We start from the raw sequence: 18,930 nt of genomic DNA, 5'->3' as shown, positions 1-18,930 counted from the left end.
TGCACACTCACGACGACCGGAAAGTGTTCTCCATGTCCCGATCATCTCCTCGCAGTCCCGTCATGCCGTTGGCCGTGATCGCCCTGGTCCTCGCGGGGAGTGCGGCCGCGTTCGCCTATACGGCAGGCTGGCTGTCGCCCGAGCGCCTGACGCCAACCCGGCTCGTTGCCGCACTGGCGCCGCCCGGTGGCCCAGCGCCCGGTCATCGGCGCAACCATGCCAAGGGCGTGTGCTTCACCGGCGAATTCCAGTCGAACGGCAATGGCGCCTCCCTGTCGAAGGCGCAGGCCTTCACGGCGGGCACCTGGCCGGTGCTCGGCCGCTTGAACCTCGCTACGCCCAATCCGAACGCCGCGGATGCGACGGTGCGGGTGCGGGGCATGGGCCTGCAGATTGCGACCCCGGACGGCGATGTCTGGCGCAGTGCGATGATCGACCCACCGGTCTTCGCGGTGTCGACGCCGCAGGCCTTCTACGATCTGCTGCAGTCGGCGCCAAAGGGCGCGGAGGCGATGAAGGCGTTCATCGGCCGGCATCCCGAGTTCACGGCCTTCGCCGGCTGGGCCGGCTCCGCGCCCTGGACCTCCAGCTATGCCGAGGACCCGTTCAACAGTCTCAACGCGTTCCTGTTCACCGATGCCGGCGGGACGACCCGCGCTGTCCGGTGGTCGCTGCGGCCGGCGGCGACGCCGGTGCCGATCGCGCCCGATGAACTCGCCAAGCGCGGGCCGAACTATCTCGAACAGGAGATCGCGAGCCGGGTCGCCGCCGCCCCGCAGCGCTGGACGATGGTGGTGACCGTCGCCGAACCCGGCGACGTCACCGCCGATCCCAGCAAGGCGTGGCCGGCCGGCCGGGGCACGGTCGAGGTCGGCACGCTGGTGGTGAACAAGATCATCGCCGAGCCGGACGGTCCGTGCCGCGACATCAACTTCGACCCGACCGTGCTGCCGCGCGGCATCAGCGTCTCCGACGATCCGTTCCCCGCCGCCCGTTCCTCGGCCTATGCGCGATCCTACGATCTGCGGACCTCCGAGGCGAAGGACTATCCGAGAACGGCCGGCGCGGGGAGTAACAAGCCATGAGCAGCCCGATGAACCACACCCGCTTCTCCGGCGCCCAGCGCCTGCTGCACTGGACGATGGCCGCCGGTATCGTGGCCATGCTGTTCATCGGCGTCGGGATGCTGTCCACCGTAGCACCGTCCTACGTGCCACTGGTCGCGACGCACAAGACCCTGGGCGTCGCGCTGTTCGCGCTGGTGCTGGTGCGTCTCGTCCTGCGCCTGGTCCTGGGCGCACCGCCGCTGCCCGCCAGCCTGCCGCCCCTGATGCGGCTCGGCGCGGTCCTCTCTCACTGGGGCCTCTATGGCCTGATGATCGTCATGCCGTTGCTGGGCTGGGCGATGCTGTCGGCGGCCGCCTATCCGGTGGTGCTGTTCGGCCATTTCCGGCTGCCGCCGATCCTGCCGCAGAGCGACTCCCTGCACACGCTGCTGTGGGGCGCGCATCGCTGGCTGGCCTTCGCCTTCTTCGCGCTGATCCTGCTGCACGTCGCGGCGGCATTGTTCCATGCCCTGGTCCGCCGGGACGGCGTCTTCGAGGCGATGTCACCGCTGCCGTCCGGCAAGCCCGAGCGGCCGGCATGAGGGTGTGTTCTCCGGTCCGTCGCGGAGTGCTATGGCGGGGGCCGCTCCTGGCCAGATGAGAGACGTGCTGTGAAAGTCGTGGTGAAGAAGTCGAAAATTCACGGCATGGGCCTGTTCGCGACGGAAGAGATCCCGTGGGGCACCAAGGTCATCGAGTACAAGGGCGAGCGAATTCCCGACAAGGTCGCCTTCGCGCGCATCGCCGAAGGGGCCGACTGCATCTTCGAGCTGGGCAAGAACATGAGTATCGACGGCGCCTCCCGGGGCAACGAGGCGCGCTTTGCCAACCATCGCCGCCGCAACCCCAACTGCTTCATCTTGCGCGACAAGGGTCGGATCTGGATCGTGGCGGGGATCGAGGGTGTCGCGGCGGGCGAGGAGATCACGTTCGACTACGGGTCGACCTTTTATCCCAGGTGACCGGTGCTCGACGCCCGGATTGCTTGGCGACCGCAACGTGCTGCGGTCTCGGGCGTTGCTGGCGGCGGGCTGGTTCGGACGGGAGGCTTCCTTGCATTGGCTGCTGTCGATCGACTGGGAGTCGATTTTCGTGCCCACCGTCGCCCTGGCCGAGCTGGCGGTGCGCGCGATCCTTCTCTACGCCATCATTTTCGTCCTGATGCGACTGGTGCTGCGGCGCCAGCTCGGTGGCATCGCCCCCTCGGACATCCTGGTCATCGTGCTCATCTCCGAAGTGGCGGGAAACGGCTTCGTGCCCGAGACTCGCTCGATCAGCGAAAGCGCGTTCGTCGTCCTCGTGATCCTGATGTGCAGCTACTCGATCGAATGGCTGCAGTTCAGGTTCCCGGCGCTGGAGCGCCTGACCCGCGGGCCGAAGCTCAAGCTGATCGATGACGGCCGCGTACTCTACCGCAACATGCGGCGGGAGTACGTGACCGAGAGCGAGCTGATGGCACAGCTCCGCGAGAACGGCCTCGACGACTGCAGGCAGGTGAAAGTGGCCTGCCTCGAGGCGGACGGCCGCATCAGCGTGATCAAGAAGGGCGACTGACGGTCCTAAGTCGAGCGCTTCGCGAGAAGCGCCTCGACGATCTCCTGAACGTTCAGCGCTTCCTCGAGCGTGGCGAGATGATGGGCCTCGCCGCGTGCCAGTCTGGCCACGCCTTCGAGCTGCCGCTTCAGGGCCAGTGGCCGGGCCCGCTCGTTGGGCATGGCATCGGGCGCGGGCTGCCAGGTGCCGTCGGGCAGGCGGCGCTCCGCGATCGACCAGTCGCAGAGGCGTACGGCGCTGCGATCGCCCTCCAGCATCCAGACATTGTGATCGTCCTTCGCCGTCCCGCCGACCGCACCCGAGAGCGTCACCGGCAGGTCGCCGGCGCGGAGCGTGGCCGCGATGCGCCGTTCGGACTTGTCCGACTCCGGAAACCAGGCCTCGCCGGCGAGATCGTGCAATGGCCCGACGAGACGCCGCGCCAGGAACAGAAAGTGCGAGACCACCTCGCGGGTGAAGCCGCCCTGTTGTGGCCTGTCCAGCCACGCCACGGCATCGGCCTGCCAGGGGCGCGGCCAGACCTTGAAGCCGACGTCGATGTCGATGCGCCGCGGCGTGCCGATCTCGCCCTTGTCGAGCCAGTCGCGGAGGGCCGCCACCGCGAAGGAGGAGGCGAAGGGGAAGTTCACGGCGCCCCGGGTGCCGGCTTCACTCACGAAGGCACGCGCGTCGGCGACGTCGACCGACAGCGGCTTCTCGCCGAAGAAGCTCTTGCCGGCGGCGAGGGCCGCACGTGCGTGTCCGAGATGCGAGGCCGGGGGCGAGGCGACATAGACGCAATCGCTGGCCGCGATCACCGCCGTCGCGTCGGTGAGACGCGGCACGGCCGGGAAGGTCTTTTCCATCCGCCGCATTGCCTCGGGCGAAGGATCCCAGACACCGCACGCATGAACCACGGCGCCGTCCTGCTGGAGGATCGCGCCCAGCAGACGCTCGCCCATGATACCGGCACCGATGATGCCGATGGCTACGCTACGGCCGGCCATTCTGCCTCCTTGATTTGTTGTCCCATCACAAGATCGCACGAAACATCAAAAAGAAATCCCGACAAAATCTTTTGTTATGCACTGCCAGTGACATCGACTCGTAAGCGAGCGGCCGTAAGGAAACGCCCGACGATTTACTGACGCCGCTTCCTCGGCGCCGATCGCAGCGCGATTTCGGCGAAGGGCGGAGCCATGTCCGCGGGCGTCGCGCTTATCAACGGGGAGATACAATTCCATGTCGACCTCATACCACTCGCTGGCGTCCGGCACCTTCACTCAGGACTGGAGCAACATTGACCAGATCACGACCAGCGACGACTGGTCGGACGTGCCCAGCATCATGGGATACAGAGGCGACGACCTGACGAGTGCGACTGGCACCGATCCTCGCACGCTGACCGCGGATGGGACGCCGGTCATCGACGTCAATGCCAACGAGACCAACCCCACCACGTTCACCACGGGCGGCGTCACCGAGTTCCATCTCGACAACCCGACCATTGCGCTCGCCGGATCCGGTACCGCCGACGCGCCCTCGCTGGTTTTCTATCTCGATGCCACCGGCCGGCAGGACATCCGCGTGCAGTTTTACGCGCGCGACGTCGAAACGTCGACGGACAATGCGGCCCAACCGCTCAATGTGCAGTACCGCATTGGCTCGACGGGGGCCTGGACGAACGTAACGGACGGCTACTTCGACGACGTGACGATGTCGGGGACGACGGTGGTGGAGAATCGGGTCGACGTCACCCTCCCGGCCGACGCCAACAACCAGCCTCAGGTCCAGGTCCGCGTCATGACGACCAACGCTGCCGGCGCCGACGAATGGGTGGGGATCGACGACATCAACATTTCCAGCACCGCCGCCAGCGCACCGATCGATCTTTCGACCTATGTCCTGGTTGCCCGTTACGACCTGCCGGAACCGACGCGGACCACCGCGCCCGCCAACAGCGTGCTCGCCCAGGAAGTCTCGGGCGTCACGTACAACTGGGACACCGACACGCTGTTCGTCGTCGGCGACGGCGGCACGTCGGTCGTCCAGGTGAGCAAGACCGGGCAGCTGATCGATTCGATGACCCTGGCGCAGGGCGGCAGCCCGCAGGGAACCACGTTCTACGATCCGGAAGGGATCACCTATATCGGCAACGGCAAGTTCGTGATGACGGAGGAGCGCGACCGCCAGGCGGTCGAGTTCACCTACGCAGCCGGAACCGTGCTCGATCGCAGCGGCGCGAAGACCGTCGACCTCGGGACCTTCGTCCAGAATATCGGCCTGGAAGGCCTCACCTACGACCCCTCGACCGGCGGATTCATCTTCGTGAAGGAGTCGGGGCCGGAGGGGATTTTCCAGACCGGCATCGACTTCGATGCCGGCACCGCCACCAACGGCTCGTCGAGTACCGAGAATTCGGTCGATCTTTTCGATCCGACCCTGGCCGGCCTGGCCGATTTTGCCGACGTCTTCGCCCTGTCGAACCTGCCCGCCTTGAACGGATCGGCGGAGGCGGGCCATCTGCTGGTGCTGAGCCAGGAAGACGGCAGGATCGTCCAGATCGATCGCGCCGGGCAGGTACACAGCTCGCTCACCATCGTTTCCAATCCCGGCAATCCGCTCTCGGTCCCGGCCCAGCAGCATGAAGGCCTGACCATGGACCGCGACGGCAATCTGTACGTCGTCAGCGAGAATGGCGGCGGCGACTTCGATCATCCCCAGCTCTGGGTCTATGCACCGTCATCGGCTCCCAACCAGGCGCCGACGGCCGTCGCGCTGGACAACCAGACCAATACACTGCCGGAAAACACCAACACGGCGACGCGGATCAAGGTAGCGGATGTCGCGATCACCGACGACGGACTGGGCACCAACCAGCTGACCGTCACCGGCGCGGACGCCGACTTCTTCGAGGTCGACAGCAACGGCCTGTACATCAAGGCGGGGACGACCCTCGATTTTGAAACCAAGTCGATCTACTCCGTTGCGGTCAACGTCGATGACGCCAGCGTGGGCGATTCGCCGGAGGCGACGGCGACGTTCACGCTCAGTCTCAGCAACATCGAGGACGAGGCTCCCGCCGCGCCGGCGCTCTACGTCTCGGAAGTGGCGCCCTGGTCCAGCGGCAACAGCCCCGCTGCCCTGGGAGTCGACTGGTTCGAGATCACCAATGGCGGCACGAGCGCCATCGACATCACCGACTGGAAGATCGACGATAGCTCGGCGTCCTTCGCCAACGCGGTGCTGCTGAACGGCATCACCACGATCAACCCCGGCGAGTCGGTGATCTTCCTCGAGGCCGCTTCCGGCGATTTCGCGGCCAAGAAGGCGGCTTTCCTGGAGACGTGGTTCGGTGCGAATCCGCCCGCCAACCTTCAGATCGGCAGCTACGGCGGCAGCGGCGTCGGCCTCAGCACGGGCGGCGACGCGGTCAACCTCTACAACGCCGCGGGCGTCCTGCAGACAGGCATCACGTTCGGCACCTCGCCGGCCGGTCCGTTCCCGACGTTCGATAACTCGGCCGGCCTGAACAACACGACGGTCTCTCAATTGAGCGCCACGGGAGTGCATTCGGCCTTCGCCGCGGCGGGCGATGTGGCAGAGATCGGCTCGCCGGGCACGGTCGGCAAGGTGTTCGTCTCGGAAGTGGCGCCTTGGTCGAGCGCCGTCGCTTCCATTGGCGCCGACTGGTTCGAGGTGACCAACAGCAGCGCCTTCGCGGCCGACATCACCGGCTGGAAGATGGACGACAATTCGGGCTCGCCGACTGCCGCCGTGGCGCTGAGTGGCATCACCACCATCCAGTCCGGAGAATCGGTGATTTTCCTCGAGGTCGCCAATGCCGGCGAGTTCGCGTCGAAGAAGGCCGCCTTCCTGTCGACCTGGTTCGGAACGACCCCGCCCGCCGACCTGCAGATCGGCAGCTACAGCGGCAGCGGGGTCGGCCTGAGCACCGGCGGCGATGCCGTGAACCTCTACAACGCCGCCGGCGTGCTGCAGGCGACCGTGGCATTCGGCGCGTCCCCGGCCGGCACGCCGCTCGCGACGTTCGACAATGTGGTGGGCGCGAGCGGCGCGCCGACGCCGATCTCGCAACTCAGCGTCACCGGGGTCAACGGGGCGCTCGCTGCCGCGGAGGATGCCAGCGAGATTGGTTCGCCCGGCCAGATCGCTTCCTCCAGCCCGATCGATACCACGGCGCCGACCCTCGCCTCCGCGACCCCGGGCGACAATGCCGCGGGTGTGGCGTCGTCCGCCGACATCGTCCTGAACTTCAGCGAGGCCGTCAAAGCCGGCACGGGCGACATCACCGTCACGAACGGCGCCGGCGACGTGCGCACGATCACGATCGGCATCAACGATTCGGACGGCATGGTGACGGTCAACGGCAACCAGGTCCGCATCGACCTCGCGACCGGACTGGCTGACGGCAGCCATTACGACGTGATCGTCGCGGCCGGCGCGATCGAAGACACGGCCGGCAACGACTTCGCGGGCATTGCGGCCGGCGGGCTCGGCTTCACCACGGCTGGCCCGGCGCTCACCGCCATCTACACCATCCAGGGCGCCGGCCATCGGTCGACCCTAGCGGGCACGACCGTGACCACCCAGGGCGTGGTGACGGCCATCGACAGCAACGGCTTCTACATCCAGGACGCCACCGGCGACGGCAATGCCGCGACCTCGGACGCCGTCTTCGTCTTCACCGGCAGTGCCCCCACCGTCACCAAGGGGCACCTCGTCCAGGTGATGGGCACCGTATCGGAATTCATTCCCAACGGCGCGGCGGCGGGCAGCCTGTCGCTCACCCAGCTCACCGCTCCGACCGTGACCGACATGGGAGAGGGCCCGGCTATCGCCGCCGTGCAGATCGGCGGCAGCGCCGGCCTGAAACCGCCGACCTCAAACCTCGACGATGACGGCCTCACCAGCTTCGATCCGGTCAACGACGGGATCGACTTCTTCGAGGCCCTCGAGGGCATGCTGGTCACGGTCAAGGCGCCGGTCGCCGTCAGCCCGACCAACGGCTTCGGCGAGATCTTCACCATCGTCGACAATGACGACAACCTGGCCAACGGCCTCAATACCAACAGCCCGAGCGCGCATGGCGGCGTGATCGTCGCCGGCGGCACGTCGTCGTTCGGCAACACCAACACGGTGGGCGGCGACTTCAACCCGGAGCGCATCCAGATCGACGACGATAGCGGCATACTCGCCGGCTTCGTCACACCGAGCGTCAACGTCGGCGCCCAGCTCGGCGACGTCACCGGTGTCGTGAGCTACGCGTTCGGCCAGTACGAGGTCGTGGCCACCGAGGCCTACGCCGTGACTTCGCGAGGCACGCTGGCGCCCGAGGCGACGTCTCTCGTCGGCACGGGCAGCCGCCTGACCGTCGCCAACTACAATATCGAGAATCTCGATCCGGCCGACGGCGCGGCCAAGTTCAACGCGCTGGCGCAGCAGATCTTCGGGAATCTCAAGGCGCCTGACATCCTGTGCCTGCAGGAGGCGCAGGACAATAACGGCCCGACCAACGACAGCGTCACCTCGGCCTCGACCACCCTGCAGATGCTGGTCGACGCCATCAACACCCTCAGTGCCGCCTCGGGCGGCACGGCGCGGTATGCCTTCCAGGACAATCTGTTCATCGGAGACGACCTGAACGGTGGCGAGCCCGGCGGCAATATCCGCGTGGCCTATCTCTACCGCGTCGACCGCGGCGTCGACCTGATCGAAAGCTCGCTGCGCACCATCGACGCGAACGGCGCGGCCACGACCGTGGTCGGCGGCAACGCCGCCGCCGGGCATCCCTTCTTCGCCTCGCGGCCGCCCCTGGTCGCCGACTTCACCTTCAACGGCCAGACGATGACCATCGTCAACAACCACTTCTCCTCGAAGTCGGGCAGCGGAGCGCTGATGGGCACCCAGCCGCCATTCGACGCGGCGGAGGATACCCGGGCGGCGCAGGCCCAGGCGGTCAACATCTTCGTCGACTCCCTGCTGGCCGCCGATCCGGACGCCCGGGTCGTGGTGGCGGGCGATCTGAATGAGTTCGAGTTCGAAGAGCCGATGGCGGTGCTGCAGGGCACGGCCACCTACCGGGATGGCGCCGACGCCGACGCGCTGCCGGAATACACCACCGGGGGCATCGCGGTTCTCGACTCCCTGTCGGAGATGCTGCCGGTCGACCAGCGTTACGACTACGTGTTCGACGGCAACTCGCAGTCGCTCGACCAGATGTACGTGACCGACGCCGCCCGCGCCGGTGCGCAGTACGATATCGTGCACATGAACGCCGAGTTCGCGAGCCAGGCGAGCGATCACGACGCGCTGGTGGCGAGCTTCGACATGTCGGCGCGGGTCTCGACCGCGCCGACCGGCGAGATCTCGTTCGAGGTCGCGAGCTCGCTGACCCTGGCGGGCGCGGAAATCTCGGCCTTCGACGCCGCCAGCGACCGGATGTTCACGACCTCCAGTGTGGGACTCCAGGTCGTCGACCTGGCCAACCCCGCGGCGCCGGCGCTGATCGCCACGATCAACTTCACCACCCTGGGTTTCTCCACCACCGACATCACCAGCGTCGCGGTCAGAAACGGCATCGTGGCCGTCGCGCTGCCGGCCGCCGACAAGACCCAGCCCGGCCAGGTGGTGTTCCTCAAGGCCTCGGACCATACGCTGCTCGGATCGGTCCAGGTGGGCGCGCTGCCGGACATGCTGGTCTTCACGCCCGACGGCAGGACGGTCCTGGTGGCCAACGAGGGTGAACCCGACGCCAGCGGCGCCGACGCGGCGGGGTCGGTGAGCATCATCGACCTGTCGGCAGGCGTGTCGGCGGCGACCGTCAGGACCGCGACCTTCGACAGCTTCAACGGCCAGGAAGACGCATTGCGCGCCGAGGGCGTGCGCATCTTCGCCGGCAAGTCGGTCTCGATGGACGTCGAGCCCGAATACATCGCGATCTCGCCGGACGGCACCAAGGCGATGGTGACGCTGCAGGAAGCCAACGCGCTGGCGATCCTCGACATTGCGACCGGCACCTTCACCGACATCGTGCCGCTCGGCCTCAAGGACTGGACTGGCCTCAAGCTCGACGTCAGCGACCGCGACGGGCCCAACGGTACGACAGCCATCAACCTGATCACCGACTCGCACCTCTTCGGCATGTACATGCCGGATGCCATCAGCGGCTACCAGGTGGGCGGCCAGACCTTCTACGTCATGGCCAACGAGGGCGACGATCGCGACGATTTCCTGGCACCCGACGAGACCATCCGCGTCAGCTCGGGCTCGTACGATCTCGACAATGCGCTCTATCCCGACGAGGCCGCGCTGAAGAGCCAGGCCGAGCTCGGCCGCCACACCGTGTCGAACGGCCCCGGCCTGCGCGGCGACACCGACGGCGATGGCGACATCGACCAGATGCTGACCTACGGCGGCCGGTCGTTCTCGATCGTCGACTCGGCGGGCACCCGCGTGTTCGACAGCGCCGACGTGATCGAGCGCATCATCGCGGAGCATTATCCCGCCCTGTTCGATGATACGCGGAGCGACAACAAGGGCCCCGAGCCGGAAGGCATCGTTATCGGGACCGTGGGCGGCCATACCTACGTCTTTGTCGGTCTCGAACGCTCCAACATCACGCTCGCCTTCGACATCACCGATCCCGCCAACGTCACCTATACCGGCGCCGCCTACAACGCCGGAGACCTGAGCCCCGAGGGCCTGCTGTTCATTCCGGCGGCCGATTCGCCCACCGGCAAGGACTTGCTGGTCTCCAGCAACGAGGTGAGCAACACCGTCACGATCTTCGAGGTCAACCCGCCGCCGCCCTTCACGCTGCAGCTGCTACACCTCTCCGACGCCGAGGCGGGACTGCTGGCGGGCGACACCGCGCCCAACCTGGCGGCCCTGGTCGATGCCTTCGACGGGCAGTACGCCAACACGCTGATCCTGTCCGGCGGCGACAATTTCCTGCCAGGCCCGTTCCTCAACGCCGGCACTGATCCCTCGCTCAGCGCCGTGGCCGGCATCGGCACCACCGGGGCGGGCCGTCCCGACACTGCGATCCTCAATGCCATCGGAGTCGAGACCTCGACCATCGGCAATCATGAGTTCGACCTCGGCTCGACGGCGTTCCGCGACGCCTTCTCGCCCTCCGGCGCCTGGGGCGGCGCCAACTTCCCCTACCTCTCGTCGAACCTCGACTTCTCCGGCGATGCGGTCCTCGCGCCGCGCTACACCAACACGCTCGACGGCGGTACCGGCACGTCGATCGCCGAGGCCGGCACGCTGAAGGGCCGCATCGCTCCGGCGGCGGTCGTCACCGAGGGCGGCCAGAAGATCGGCATCGTCGGCGTCACGACGCAGGTTCTGGAATCGATCTCCTCGCCCAACGGCACCGAGGTCAAGGGCTTCCCCGGGGGCGCCGGTCCCAACGGCGAGGTCGACGACTTGACCCTGCTGGCCGCGCAGCTGCAGCCGATCATCGACGAGATGATCGCCGAAGGCATCAACAAGATCATCGTGACGTCGCACCTGCAGCAGATCGCCAACGAGCAGCTGCTTGCGACCAAGCTCAAGGGCGTCGACATCATCCTCTCGGCCGGCTCGCACACCCGGCTGGGCGATGCCGACGACGAGGCGGTGGCCTTCCCGGGCCACGAGGCGAGCTTCGACGACACCTATCCCATCGTCACTCAGGGCCTCGACGGCAAGACGACGGTGATCGTCAACACCGATGGCGAGTACACCTATCTCGGCCGCCTGGTCGTCGACTTCGACGCCAACGGCGACATCATCATGGGCAGCCTCACCGAGAACGTCTCGGTAAACGGCGCCTACGCTGCGACCACGGAGACCGTGGCGGAAGCGTGGGGTGTCGACGAGGCCGAACTGGAGACGACGGCCTTCGCCGACGGCACGAAGGGCGACCAGGTGCGCGACATCACCGAGGCGGTCGATGCGGTGATCGCGTCCAAGGACGGCACCGTGTTCGGCTTCACCGACGTCTATCTCGAGGGCGAACGGGCGTTCATCCGCTCGCAGGAGACCAACCTCGGCAACCTGTCCGCCGACTCCGGCATCTATGCCGCGAAGAAGGCCCTGGGCGACGCCGCCGACGACATGTTCATCGTCGGGCTGCGCAACGGTGGCGGGATTCGGGCCCAGATCGGTTCGGTCGACCAGGAAGGCGACAAGGTCGCACCGATCGCCAATTCCGATGCCGGCAAGCCGGCCGGCGGGGTCTCGCAACTCGACGTCGAGAACGCGCTGCGCTTCGACAACAAGACCATGGTGTTCGACACCGATGCGGCCGGCCTGAAGACCATTCTGGAGCACAGCGTCGCGGCCGGCGCCAACCAGGGCCGCTTCGCGCAGATTGGCGGCCTGCGCTACTCCTATGATCCGGACAATGCGGCCGGCTCGAAGGTGATGAACATCGCCCTCGTCGACCAGAACGGGGTCGTGATCCGGCACGTGCTGGAGAACGGCGTGGTGTCCGACGATGCGCCGGGCGTGATCACCGTGTCGACCACGTCCTTCACCGCCAACGGCGGCGATGGCTATCCTATCAAGGCCAATGGCAGCAACTTCCGCTTCCTGCTGAACAACGGCGTGCTGGGACTTCCGGTCGACGAGGCGCTCGACTTCACCCTCACGGCCAACACGCCGACCGATGCGCTGGGCGAACAGGATGCATTCGAGGCCTACATGCAGGCGCGCCATGGCACGTCCGACCGGGCCTACGACACGGCCGACACGCCCGAGGCGCTGGATATCCGCATCGAGAACCTGAACAGCCGGGCCGACGGCGTGTTCGCTGCCTCCGGCTCGGGTGGCGACGGCAACGATCACGTCACGGGAACGGAAGCCATCGACGACCTCATGGCCGGCGCGGGCCACGATACGGTGAGCGGTGGCGCCGGCGCCGATCTGATCGACCTCGGCAGCGGGGCCGACGTGATGCGCGACAGCCTGTCCAACCTGAACGGCGATCGCATCTCGGGCTTCGGCCTCAGCGATATGCTGGACATCGACGGTGCGCTCGTCGGGCGCTCCAACCTCATCGTCACCAAGACGGTCGACGGCGTGACGCTCGGCGCGGGCGGGTCGACCTTCCATCTGGTCGGCGACTTCGCCGCCGGCGATTTCCTCGCGGTGACCCGCGGCGTCGGCGTCGACGCCCACACCAGCATCACCTTCGAGCGGTATCTGCCGACGCTCTCGGAGGGCGTCGGGGTCAACCCGGCCCTGATCAACGGCATCGCCAGCGAGGAATTCCTCACCGGCGATGGCAACGTCGAGTTCACCCTGAGCATGCGGTCCGCCACCTCCGAGTACAAGAACAGCCTCGGCAGCTACATGGTGGCGGCGGACGGCACGATCTCCGATGTCCGGATCCTGTTCAGCAACACGCTGGGCGCGGGCTCCGCGACCGTGAACCTCGGCAAGCCCGACGCCAACGAGAAGATCGGCTTCTTCCTGGTCCAGGACGGGTACGACGCCTACGGTAACCTGCCGAGCGACCTGTCCTTCGTGAATCCGGGGACGTTGACGGTGGCCGATCTCGACAACGGCCTGCCGCCGGCACTGCGCAGTGCGACCCTCGGCCAGCTCAACGGCGCACACATCTTCCACTCGTTCTCGACGCTCAACCCGGGCGACGCGAACCAGGCGCTGTCCGGCATCTCCACGAACGGCCGCGAACTCCTCATCGGCTTCGAGGACCAGGCGGTCACGTCGGGCGACAACGACTTCCAGGACGTCGTGTTCAGCATCCGCGTGAACTCCGACGGCCTGCTCGTCGTCTGACAGAAGGGAGGGCGACGAGGCCGGGCATTACCCAACTCGGCCTCGTCGTCTTCAATCGCGCGAGAATAATTATCGGGGCTCGGCCACGCTGCCAGTTCCCGCCGAGAGATCGATCAGCCGGGAATAGGGACGCCAGGGGACTGCTGGGGCGGCTTGCCGGGCGCGTGGAACGTCGTACTCTTGCGTCATGATCTCCCGCCGAACGATCCTCTCCGGCCTGGCCGCCACGACGGCCGCCGCCTGCACCCCGCAACAGCCGGTTTCGACCGCCATGCGCTATCCGATCGCGCCGCCGCCACCGGACCGGGCGACGATGGGCGTGGATGCGGTGATCGATCTCAGCCGCAGCGTCACGGTCACGGATTTTCGGGCGGTGCGCCGCAGCGGCATGCTCGGCGTCGTCCACAAGGCGACGGAAGGCGGCGACTATCTCGACACGGCCTATGCCGGCCGGCGACCGCAGGCGGAGGCGGCGGGGCTGCTGTGGGGCGCTTATCATTTCGGCACGGGCCAGACCTCGGGCGCGCGGCAGGCCGCGTACTTTCTCTCCGTCGCGCGGCCCGGCCCGCGCACCCAGCTCGCGCTCGATCTCGAAGCCAACGAGAACAATCCGAACAACTCGATGCGGCTCGACCAGGCCGAGGAGTTCGTGCAGGCCGTCGCCGCGGCGACCGGCCGGCTGCCAGTCGTCTACGTGCATCCGACCTGGGCCAACGGCGATCCGCTGCCGAATTCCAACCTCAGCCTCGGCGCGCGCATAACGCCGGACTCGATCGTCGCCCGCTGCGGTCTGTGGATCGCCGACTATCACGACTCGCCCGAAGTGCCGATCGCCTGGGAGCAGACGGGCTGGCGCCTCTGGCAATATGCCGGCGACGAGAGCGTCGGCAAGCCGGCCTACGGCCAGACCAACATCGTGCAGGGCGTCAGCCACTGCGACCGCAACCTGTTCAACGGCGGCGCAAGCGAGCTGCAGGGTTTCTGGGGCGCGTGATCGCTCCTCGATGCGAGGGCGATCTTGAAGCTGTGACCTAGCACGTGTTTTGCTTCATGCTCCTCGACGGCGCAGGTCGCCGGAGGGTTTGGGCATGCTGGCAAACGTAAGGCGCAGGGTCCTCGGTCATCTGGTCGGCGGAGCAGCGGCGGCTCTGCTGGCCGCTCTCCCGGTAATGGCATCGGCGCAGAAGCCGCCCTCCACCCTGAAGGTCGTGATGCATTCCGACCTCAAGGTGATCGATCCGATCTGGGTGTCGGCGCAGATCGGGCGCACGCATGCCTATCTCGTCTACGACACGCTGTTCGCGCTCGATGCCGACCTGAAGCCGCAGCCGCAGATGGTCGATAGTTACACGGTGAGCCCGGACGGGCTGGTCTATACCTTCAAGCTGCGCGACGGCCTCTCGTGGCACGACGGCGCGCCGGTGAAGGCCGAGGACTGCATCCAGTCGGTCAAGCGCTGGGCCGAGCGCGACGGCGTCGGCCAGCGCCTGATGCAGCACACGCAGTCGTTCGACGTCGTCGACGACAAGACCTTCAAGCTCACGCTGAAGAATCCCTACGGCTTCGTCATCGCCTCGCTGGCGAAGCCCGGCAGCACCGTGCCCTTCATGATGCCCAAGCGCGTCGCCGACACGCCGGGCACGCAGCAGATCAAGGAGGCCACCGGTTCGGGGCCGTGGATCTTCAAGGCCGACGAGTGGAAACCCGGCGAGAAGGTCGTCTACGTCAAGAATCCCAACTACAAGCCGCGCGCCGAGCCGCCCTCGGGTCTGGCCGGCGGCAAGGTCGCGAAGTTCGACCGCATCGAATGGCTGGCGATGCCCGACATCCAGACGGCGGCCAACGCGCTGATGACCGGCGAGATCGATGCCATCGAGGCGCTGCCGCTCGACCTCGTGCCCATGGTCGAGAAGAACAAGTCGATCGCCTTCATGCGCGGCAAGTATCCCGGCCAGTACACGTTCCGCCTGAACTGGCTGCACCCGCCGCTCGACAATCCGAAGATCCGCGAGGCGATCGGCTATGCGATCGACCAGCGCCCCTATCTCGAGGCCCAGATCGGCAACGAGAAGTTCTTCCAGCTCTGCAAGGCCTACTTCATCTGCAGCACGCCGCTGGCCAGCACCACGGCGATGGACGGACGTCTCGAAGGCAACGTCGCCAAGGCGCGCGAGCTCCTGAAGGAGGCGGGCTACGACGGCACGCCGCTGGTGGTGATGCACACGACCGACCTGCCGGCGCTGATGAACCTCGCACCGGTTGCGAAGTCGCAACTCGAGCGCGCCGGTTTCAAGGTCGACATGCAGTCGATGGACTGGCAGACGACCGTGGCCCGCACCAACAAGCGGGACGCGCTGGACAAAGGCGGCTGGAGCGTCTTCCTGACGAGCTGGGGTGCGCTGGATTCGTCCGACCCGATCGTGTCGCAGAACCTCAATGCCTCCTGCGAGAAGGCGACGCCCGGCTGGCCGTGCGACAAGCGGATCGAGGAGCTGCGCGACCAGTTCGCGCTCGAAAGCGACGCGGCGAAGAAGAAGGCGATCGCCGACGAGATCCAGACCCGCGCCGTGACGCTGGGCACGCACTATCCGCTGGGCGAGTGGTACGGCCAGTTCGCCTACCGCACCAACACCAAGGGCTGGATGCCACCGATGACGGCGATGCTGTTCTGGAACGCGGAGAAGACGCCTTAGCCGCAACTCACGGCAGGAAGGGGTCGGCCGGGATCGGCAGGCCCATGTTCTCGCGCAGGGATGCGCCCCGGTACTCGGGCGGGCGCAGGCCGCGGCGCTGGAGTTCCGGCACGACCAGCTCGACGAAGTCGCGCAGGCTGCGCGGCTGGACGGGCATGGAGAGCATGAACCCGTCGCATGCCTTGCCGGTGTACCAATCCTCCATCATGTCGGCGACCTCGACCGGATCGCCCTTCACCATGTTGCCGCCCATCGACGGCAGGACGCGTTCGTAGGTGCCGCGCACGCTCAAGCCCTCGCGCGCCGCCATCTCCAGCACCGAGCGGCCGATCGCGGTGCCGCCGACGCTTTCGCCCGGGCTCGCCGGCATCGGCCCGTCGAGCGGGGCGTCGGTCAGGTCGAAACCCACCAGCTTCGACAAATAGCTGACGGCGAGCGACGGGGCGATTAGGCCCTGCAGTTCGTCATAGAGCGCGTCGGCCTCGGCGCGGGTGCGGCCGACGAACACGCTGAGCGCGGGCAGGATCTTCAGCGCATCGGGCGGACGGCCGTACTTCGGCATCCGGCCCTTGATGTCGGCATATTCCTTCTGGGCCTGCGCCTTGCTGCTGGCGGTGCCGAACAGGCCCTCGCCGCCATAGGCCGCCAGCTCCTTGCCGGCCTCCGACTGGCCGGCCATGAAGACCACCGGTTGGCCCTGCGGCGTGCGGGCGACATTGAGCGGTCCCTTGACCGCGAAATGCGCGCCGCGGTGATTTGTCAGGCGAACACGCGCCGGGTCGAGATACTGTCCCGTCGCCTTGTCCTGCGGGAAGGCATCGGTCGCCCACGAATTCCAGAGAGCGCGCACGACGTCGAGGCTTTCCTGCGCCCGCTCGTAGCGCTCGACGCGGCCCATATGCTCGTCGCGGCCGAAATTCTTGGCATCCTCGACATACTGCGTGGTGACGAGGTTCCAGCCGGCCCGGCCGCCGCTCAGATGATCCAGCGAGGCGAACTTGCGGGCGATGCTGAAGGGCTCTTCGTAGGTGGTGGTCGCCGTGGCGACCAAACCGATCTGATTTGTGTGCTGCGCCAGGGCGGCGAACAACGTCACCGGCTCGAACACCGCCGGACGGTCGGACGGGCTGTTGGCGGCGAACAGGGCAGGCTTGTCCATCTGCCGCACGCCGTTGCCGTCGGCCAGGAACATCATGTCGAGGCCGCCGCGTTCGGCGATCTGCGCCATCTCGACCATGCATTGCAGCTGCATGGTGGTCGTGGGGAAGGAATCGCGATGCCGCCAGCCACCGAGATGGCCGCCCAGAGCGCCGCCGGTGAAACCGAGCACCATCATGCCGCGCCGCGCTCCGTTGTTGCCGCCTCGGGCTGCCACCGGCTCGGCGCGTCGGGCAGGCCGAGATGGCCGCGCAAGGTCGTGGTCTCGTACTCCCTGCGGAAGATGCCGCGGCGCTGCAACTCGGGCACGACCAGGTCGACGAATTCGCTGAGGCCGCGCGGCTGGACCGGCGCCATGATGGTGAAGCCGTCGCCGGCCTTGCTGCGCCACCAATCCTCCATCTCGTCGGCGACCTGCGTCGGGCTGCCCTTGAACACCGGGCCGCCCAGCGCCGGCAGCGTGCGCTGGTAGGTCTCGCGGATCGTAAGGTTGTCGCGCCGGGCCATGTCGATGATGTAGCGGCGCAGGCTGCTGCCGCCCAGCGTCTCCTCGGCGAGATCGTCGAACGGCAGCGGGCCGTCGAGCGGCAGGGTCTCGAGATCGTGCACCAGCATCTTGGAGAGATAGTGCACACCCAGCGGAGGCGAGATCAACGACTGCAGTTCCAGGTACAGATCCTCCGCCTCAGCGGCGGTGCGGCCGGTGAAGACGCTGACGCCCGGCAGGATCTTCAGCGTGTCGGGCGAACGGCCGTAGCGCGCCATGCGGCCCTTGATGTCGGCATAGGCGTCGATGCAGTCCTGCTTGGTGGTGCCGGCGCCGAACAGCGCGTCGGCATAGCGCGCCGCCAGTTCCATGCCGGGAGCGGACTGGCCGGCCATGAACACGATGGGCCGGCCCTGCGGCGTGCGCGAGATGTTCAAGGGCCCCTTCACGGTGAAATGCGCGCCGCTATGGTCGATCGGCTGCACGCGCGTCGGGTCGAGATACTGGCCGCTCGCCTTGTCCTGCGGGAAGGCATCGTCGGCCCAGCTGTCCCACAGGGCCGCAACCACTTCGTAGAATTCCTGGGCCCGCGCATAGCGGTCCTCGCGGCCCATATGTTCGCTGCGGCCGAAGTTCAGCGCGTCGCCGGCATTCGACGCCGTGACCAGGTTCCAGCCGGCGCGGCCCTTGCTGATATGGTCCATCGAGGCGAAGCGGCGCGCCACCATCCAGGGCTCGTCGTAGGTGCTGGTTGCCGTGGCGACGACACCGACATGCCGGGTGACCATCGACACGGCGGAGAGCAGGGTCGTCGGCTCGAAGAAGGACGGTCGCGCCGAGGGATGATTGGCGGCAAACAGGGCCGGGCGGTCCATGTCGCGCACGCCGTTGCCGTCGGCCAGGAACACGCAGTCGAACTTTCCGCGTTCGGCGATCTGGGACATCTCGATGAAGGCTTCGAGATTCATCACCGGTCTGTCGAAGGCATCCTTGTGGCGCCAGCCGCCGAGATGGCCGCCGACGAGATTGGGAATGCAGGCGAGATGCATCATGGCCTCGGCTCCTCGTTGGGGCACCGTCGGCCGCCGGTCCGTATGGCACGACCGCCAGCCTCGCCAGATGCCGTCGCAAGAACCGG

General features: G+C 67.1%; 10 protein-coding genes. 7 read left to right on the top strand and 3 right to left on the bottom strand.

From position 1 onward, the window contains the following. Positions 1 to 32: 32 nt before the first annotated feature. The 4 genes from ACT6UX_RS14830 (at position 33) to ACT6UX_RS14815 (ending at position 2,660) form a co-directional block, all read left to right on the top strand. The gene (locus tag ACT6UX_RS14830) at positions 33 to 1,085 is read left to right on the top strand and encodes a catalase family peroxidase (RefSeq protein ID WP_444775926.1); all 1,053 of its coding nucleotides are present in this window, start codon (positions 33 to 35) and stop codon (positions 1,083 to 1,085) included. Then, positions 1,082 to 1,648, top strand: coding sequence for a cytochrome b (locus ACT6UX_RS14825; RefSeq protein ID WP_444775925.1), 567 nt, complete (start codon positions 1,082 to 1,084; stop codon positions 1,646 to 1,648). The genes ACT6UX_RS14830 and ACT6UX_RS14825 overlap by 4 nt, the downstream gene beginning before the upstream one ends. 69 nt (positions 1,649 to 1,717) lie before the next feature. Next, entirely contained in the window at positions 1,718 to 2,068 is a 351-nt protein-coding gene (locus ACT6UX_RS14820; RefSeq protein WP_444775924.1) for an SET domain-containing protein, read from the top strand. A 91-nt stretch (positions 2,069 to 2,159) separates the two neighbouring features. Then, on the top strand, positions 2,160 to 2,660 hold the full coding sequence (locus ACT6UX_RS14815) for a DUF421 domain-containing protein (protein WP_444775923.1): 501 nt from the start codon (positions 2,160 to 2,162) through the stop codon (positions 2,658 to 2,660). Positions 2,661 to 2,665: 5 nt separating this feature from the next. Here ACT6UX_RS14815 and ACT6UX_RS14810 read toward each other — a convergent pair whose 3' ends face one another. Then, positions 2,666 to 3,646 (bottom strand): Gfo/Idh/MocA family protein, encoded by a 981-nt coding sequence (locus ACT6UX_RS14810; protein ID WP_444775922.1) that lies wholly within the window; start codon positions 3,644 to 3,646, stop codon positions 2,666 to 2,668. Positions 3,647 to 3,881: 235 nt separating this feature from the next. Between ACT6UX_RS14810 and ACT6UX_RS14805 the strand changes: the two genes are divergently transcribed. From ACT6UX_RS14805 to ACT6UX_RS14795, 3 genes are all read left to right on the top strand, one after another. After that, positions 3,882 to 13,454, top strand: a complete 9,573-nt coding sequence (locus tag ACT6UX_RS14805; protein WP_444775921.1) for a choice-of-anchor I family protein — start codon at positions 3,882 to 3,884, stop codon at positions 13,452 to 13,454. Between the two features lie 187 nt (positions 13,455 to 13,641). Continuing rightward, positions 13,642 to 14,448, top strand: a complete 807-nt coding sequence (locus tag ACT6UX_RS14800; RefSeq protein WP_444775920.1) for a glycoside hydrolase family 25 protein — start codon at positions 13,642 to 13,644, stop codon at positions 14,446 to 14,448. Positions 14,449 to 14,542: 94 nt separating this feature from the next. Next, a complete protein-coding gene (locus tag ACT6UX_RS14795) occupies positions 14,543 to 16,147 on the top strand; it encodes an ABC transporter substrate-binding protein (RefSeq protein ID WP_444775919.1) in 1,605 nt (534 codons plus the stop codon). Between the two features lie 7 nt (positions 16,148 to 16,154). Here the strand turns inward: ACT6UX_RS14795 and ACT6UX_RS14790 are convergent, their stop codons facing one another. Continuing rightward, the gene (locus ACT6UX_RS14790) at positions 16,155 to 17,483 is read right to left on the bottom strand and encodes an LLM class flavin-dependent oxidoreductase (protein ID WP_444775918.1); all 1,329 of its coding nucleotides are present in this window, start codon (positions 17,481 to 17,483) and stop codon (positions 16,155 to 16,157) included. Beyond that, positions 17,480 to 18,844: an LLM class flavin-dependent oxidoreductase gene (locus tag ACT6UX_RS14785; protein WP_444775917.1), complete on the bottom strand. Its 1,365-nt coding sequence runs from the start codon at positions 18,842 to 18,844 to the stop codon at positions 17,480 to 17,482. The genes ACT6UX_RS14790 and ACT6UX_RS14785 overlap by 4 nt, the downstream gene beginning before the upstream one ends. Positions 18,845 to 18,930: the final 86 nt, after the last annotated feature.

The sequence above is a fragment of the Reyranella sp. genome (assembly GCF_052439685.1).
Taxonomy (GTDB): Bacteria; Pseudomonadota; Alphaproteobacteria; order Reyranellales; family Reyranellaceae; genus Reyranella.
The sequence above is the reverse complement of the archived record's forward strand: the minus strand, read 5'-3'. Positions and strand labels throughout refer to the sequence as shown.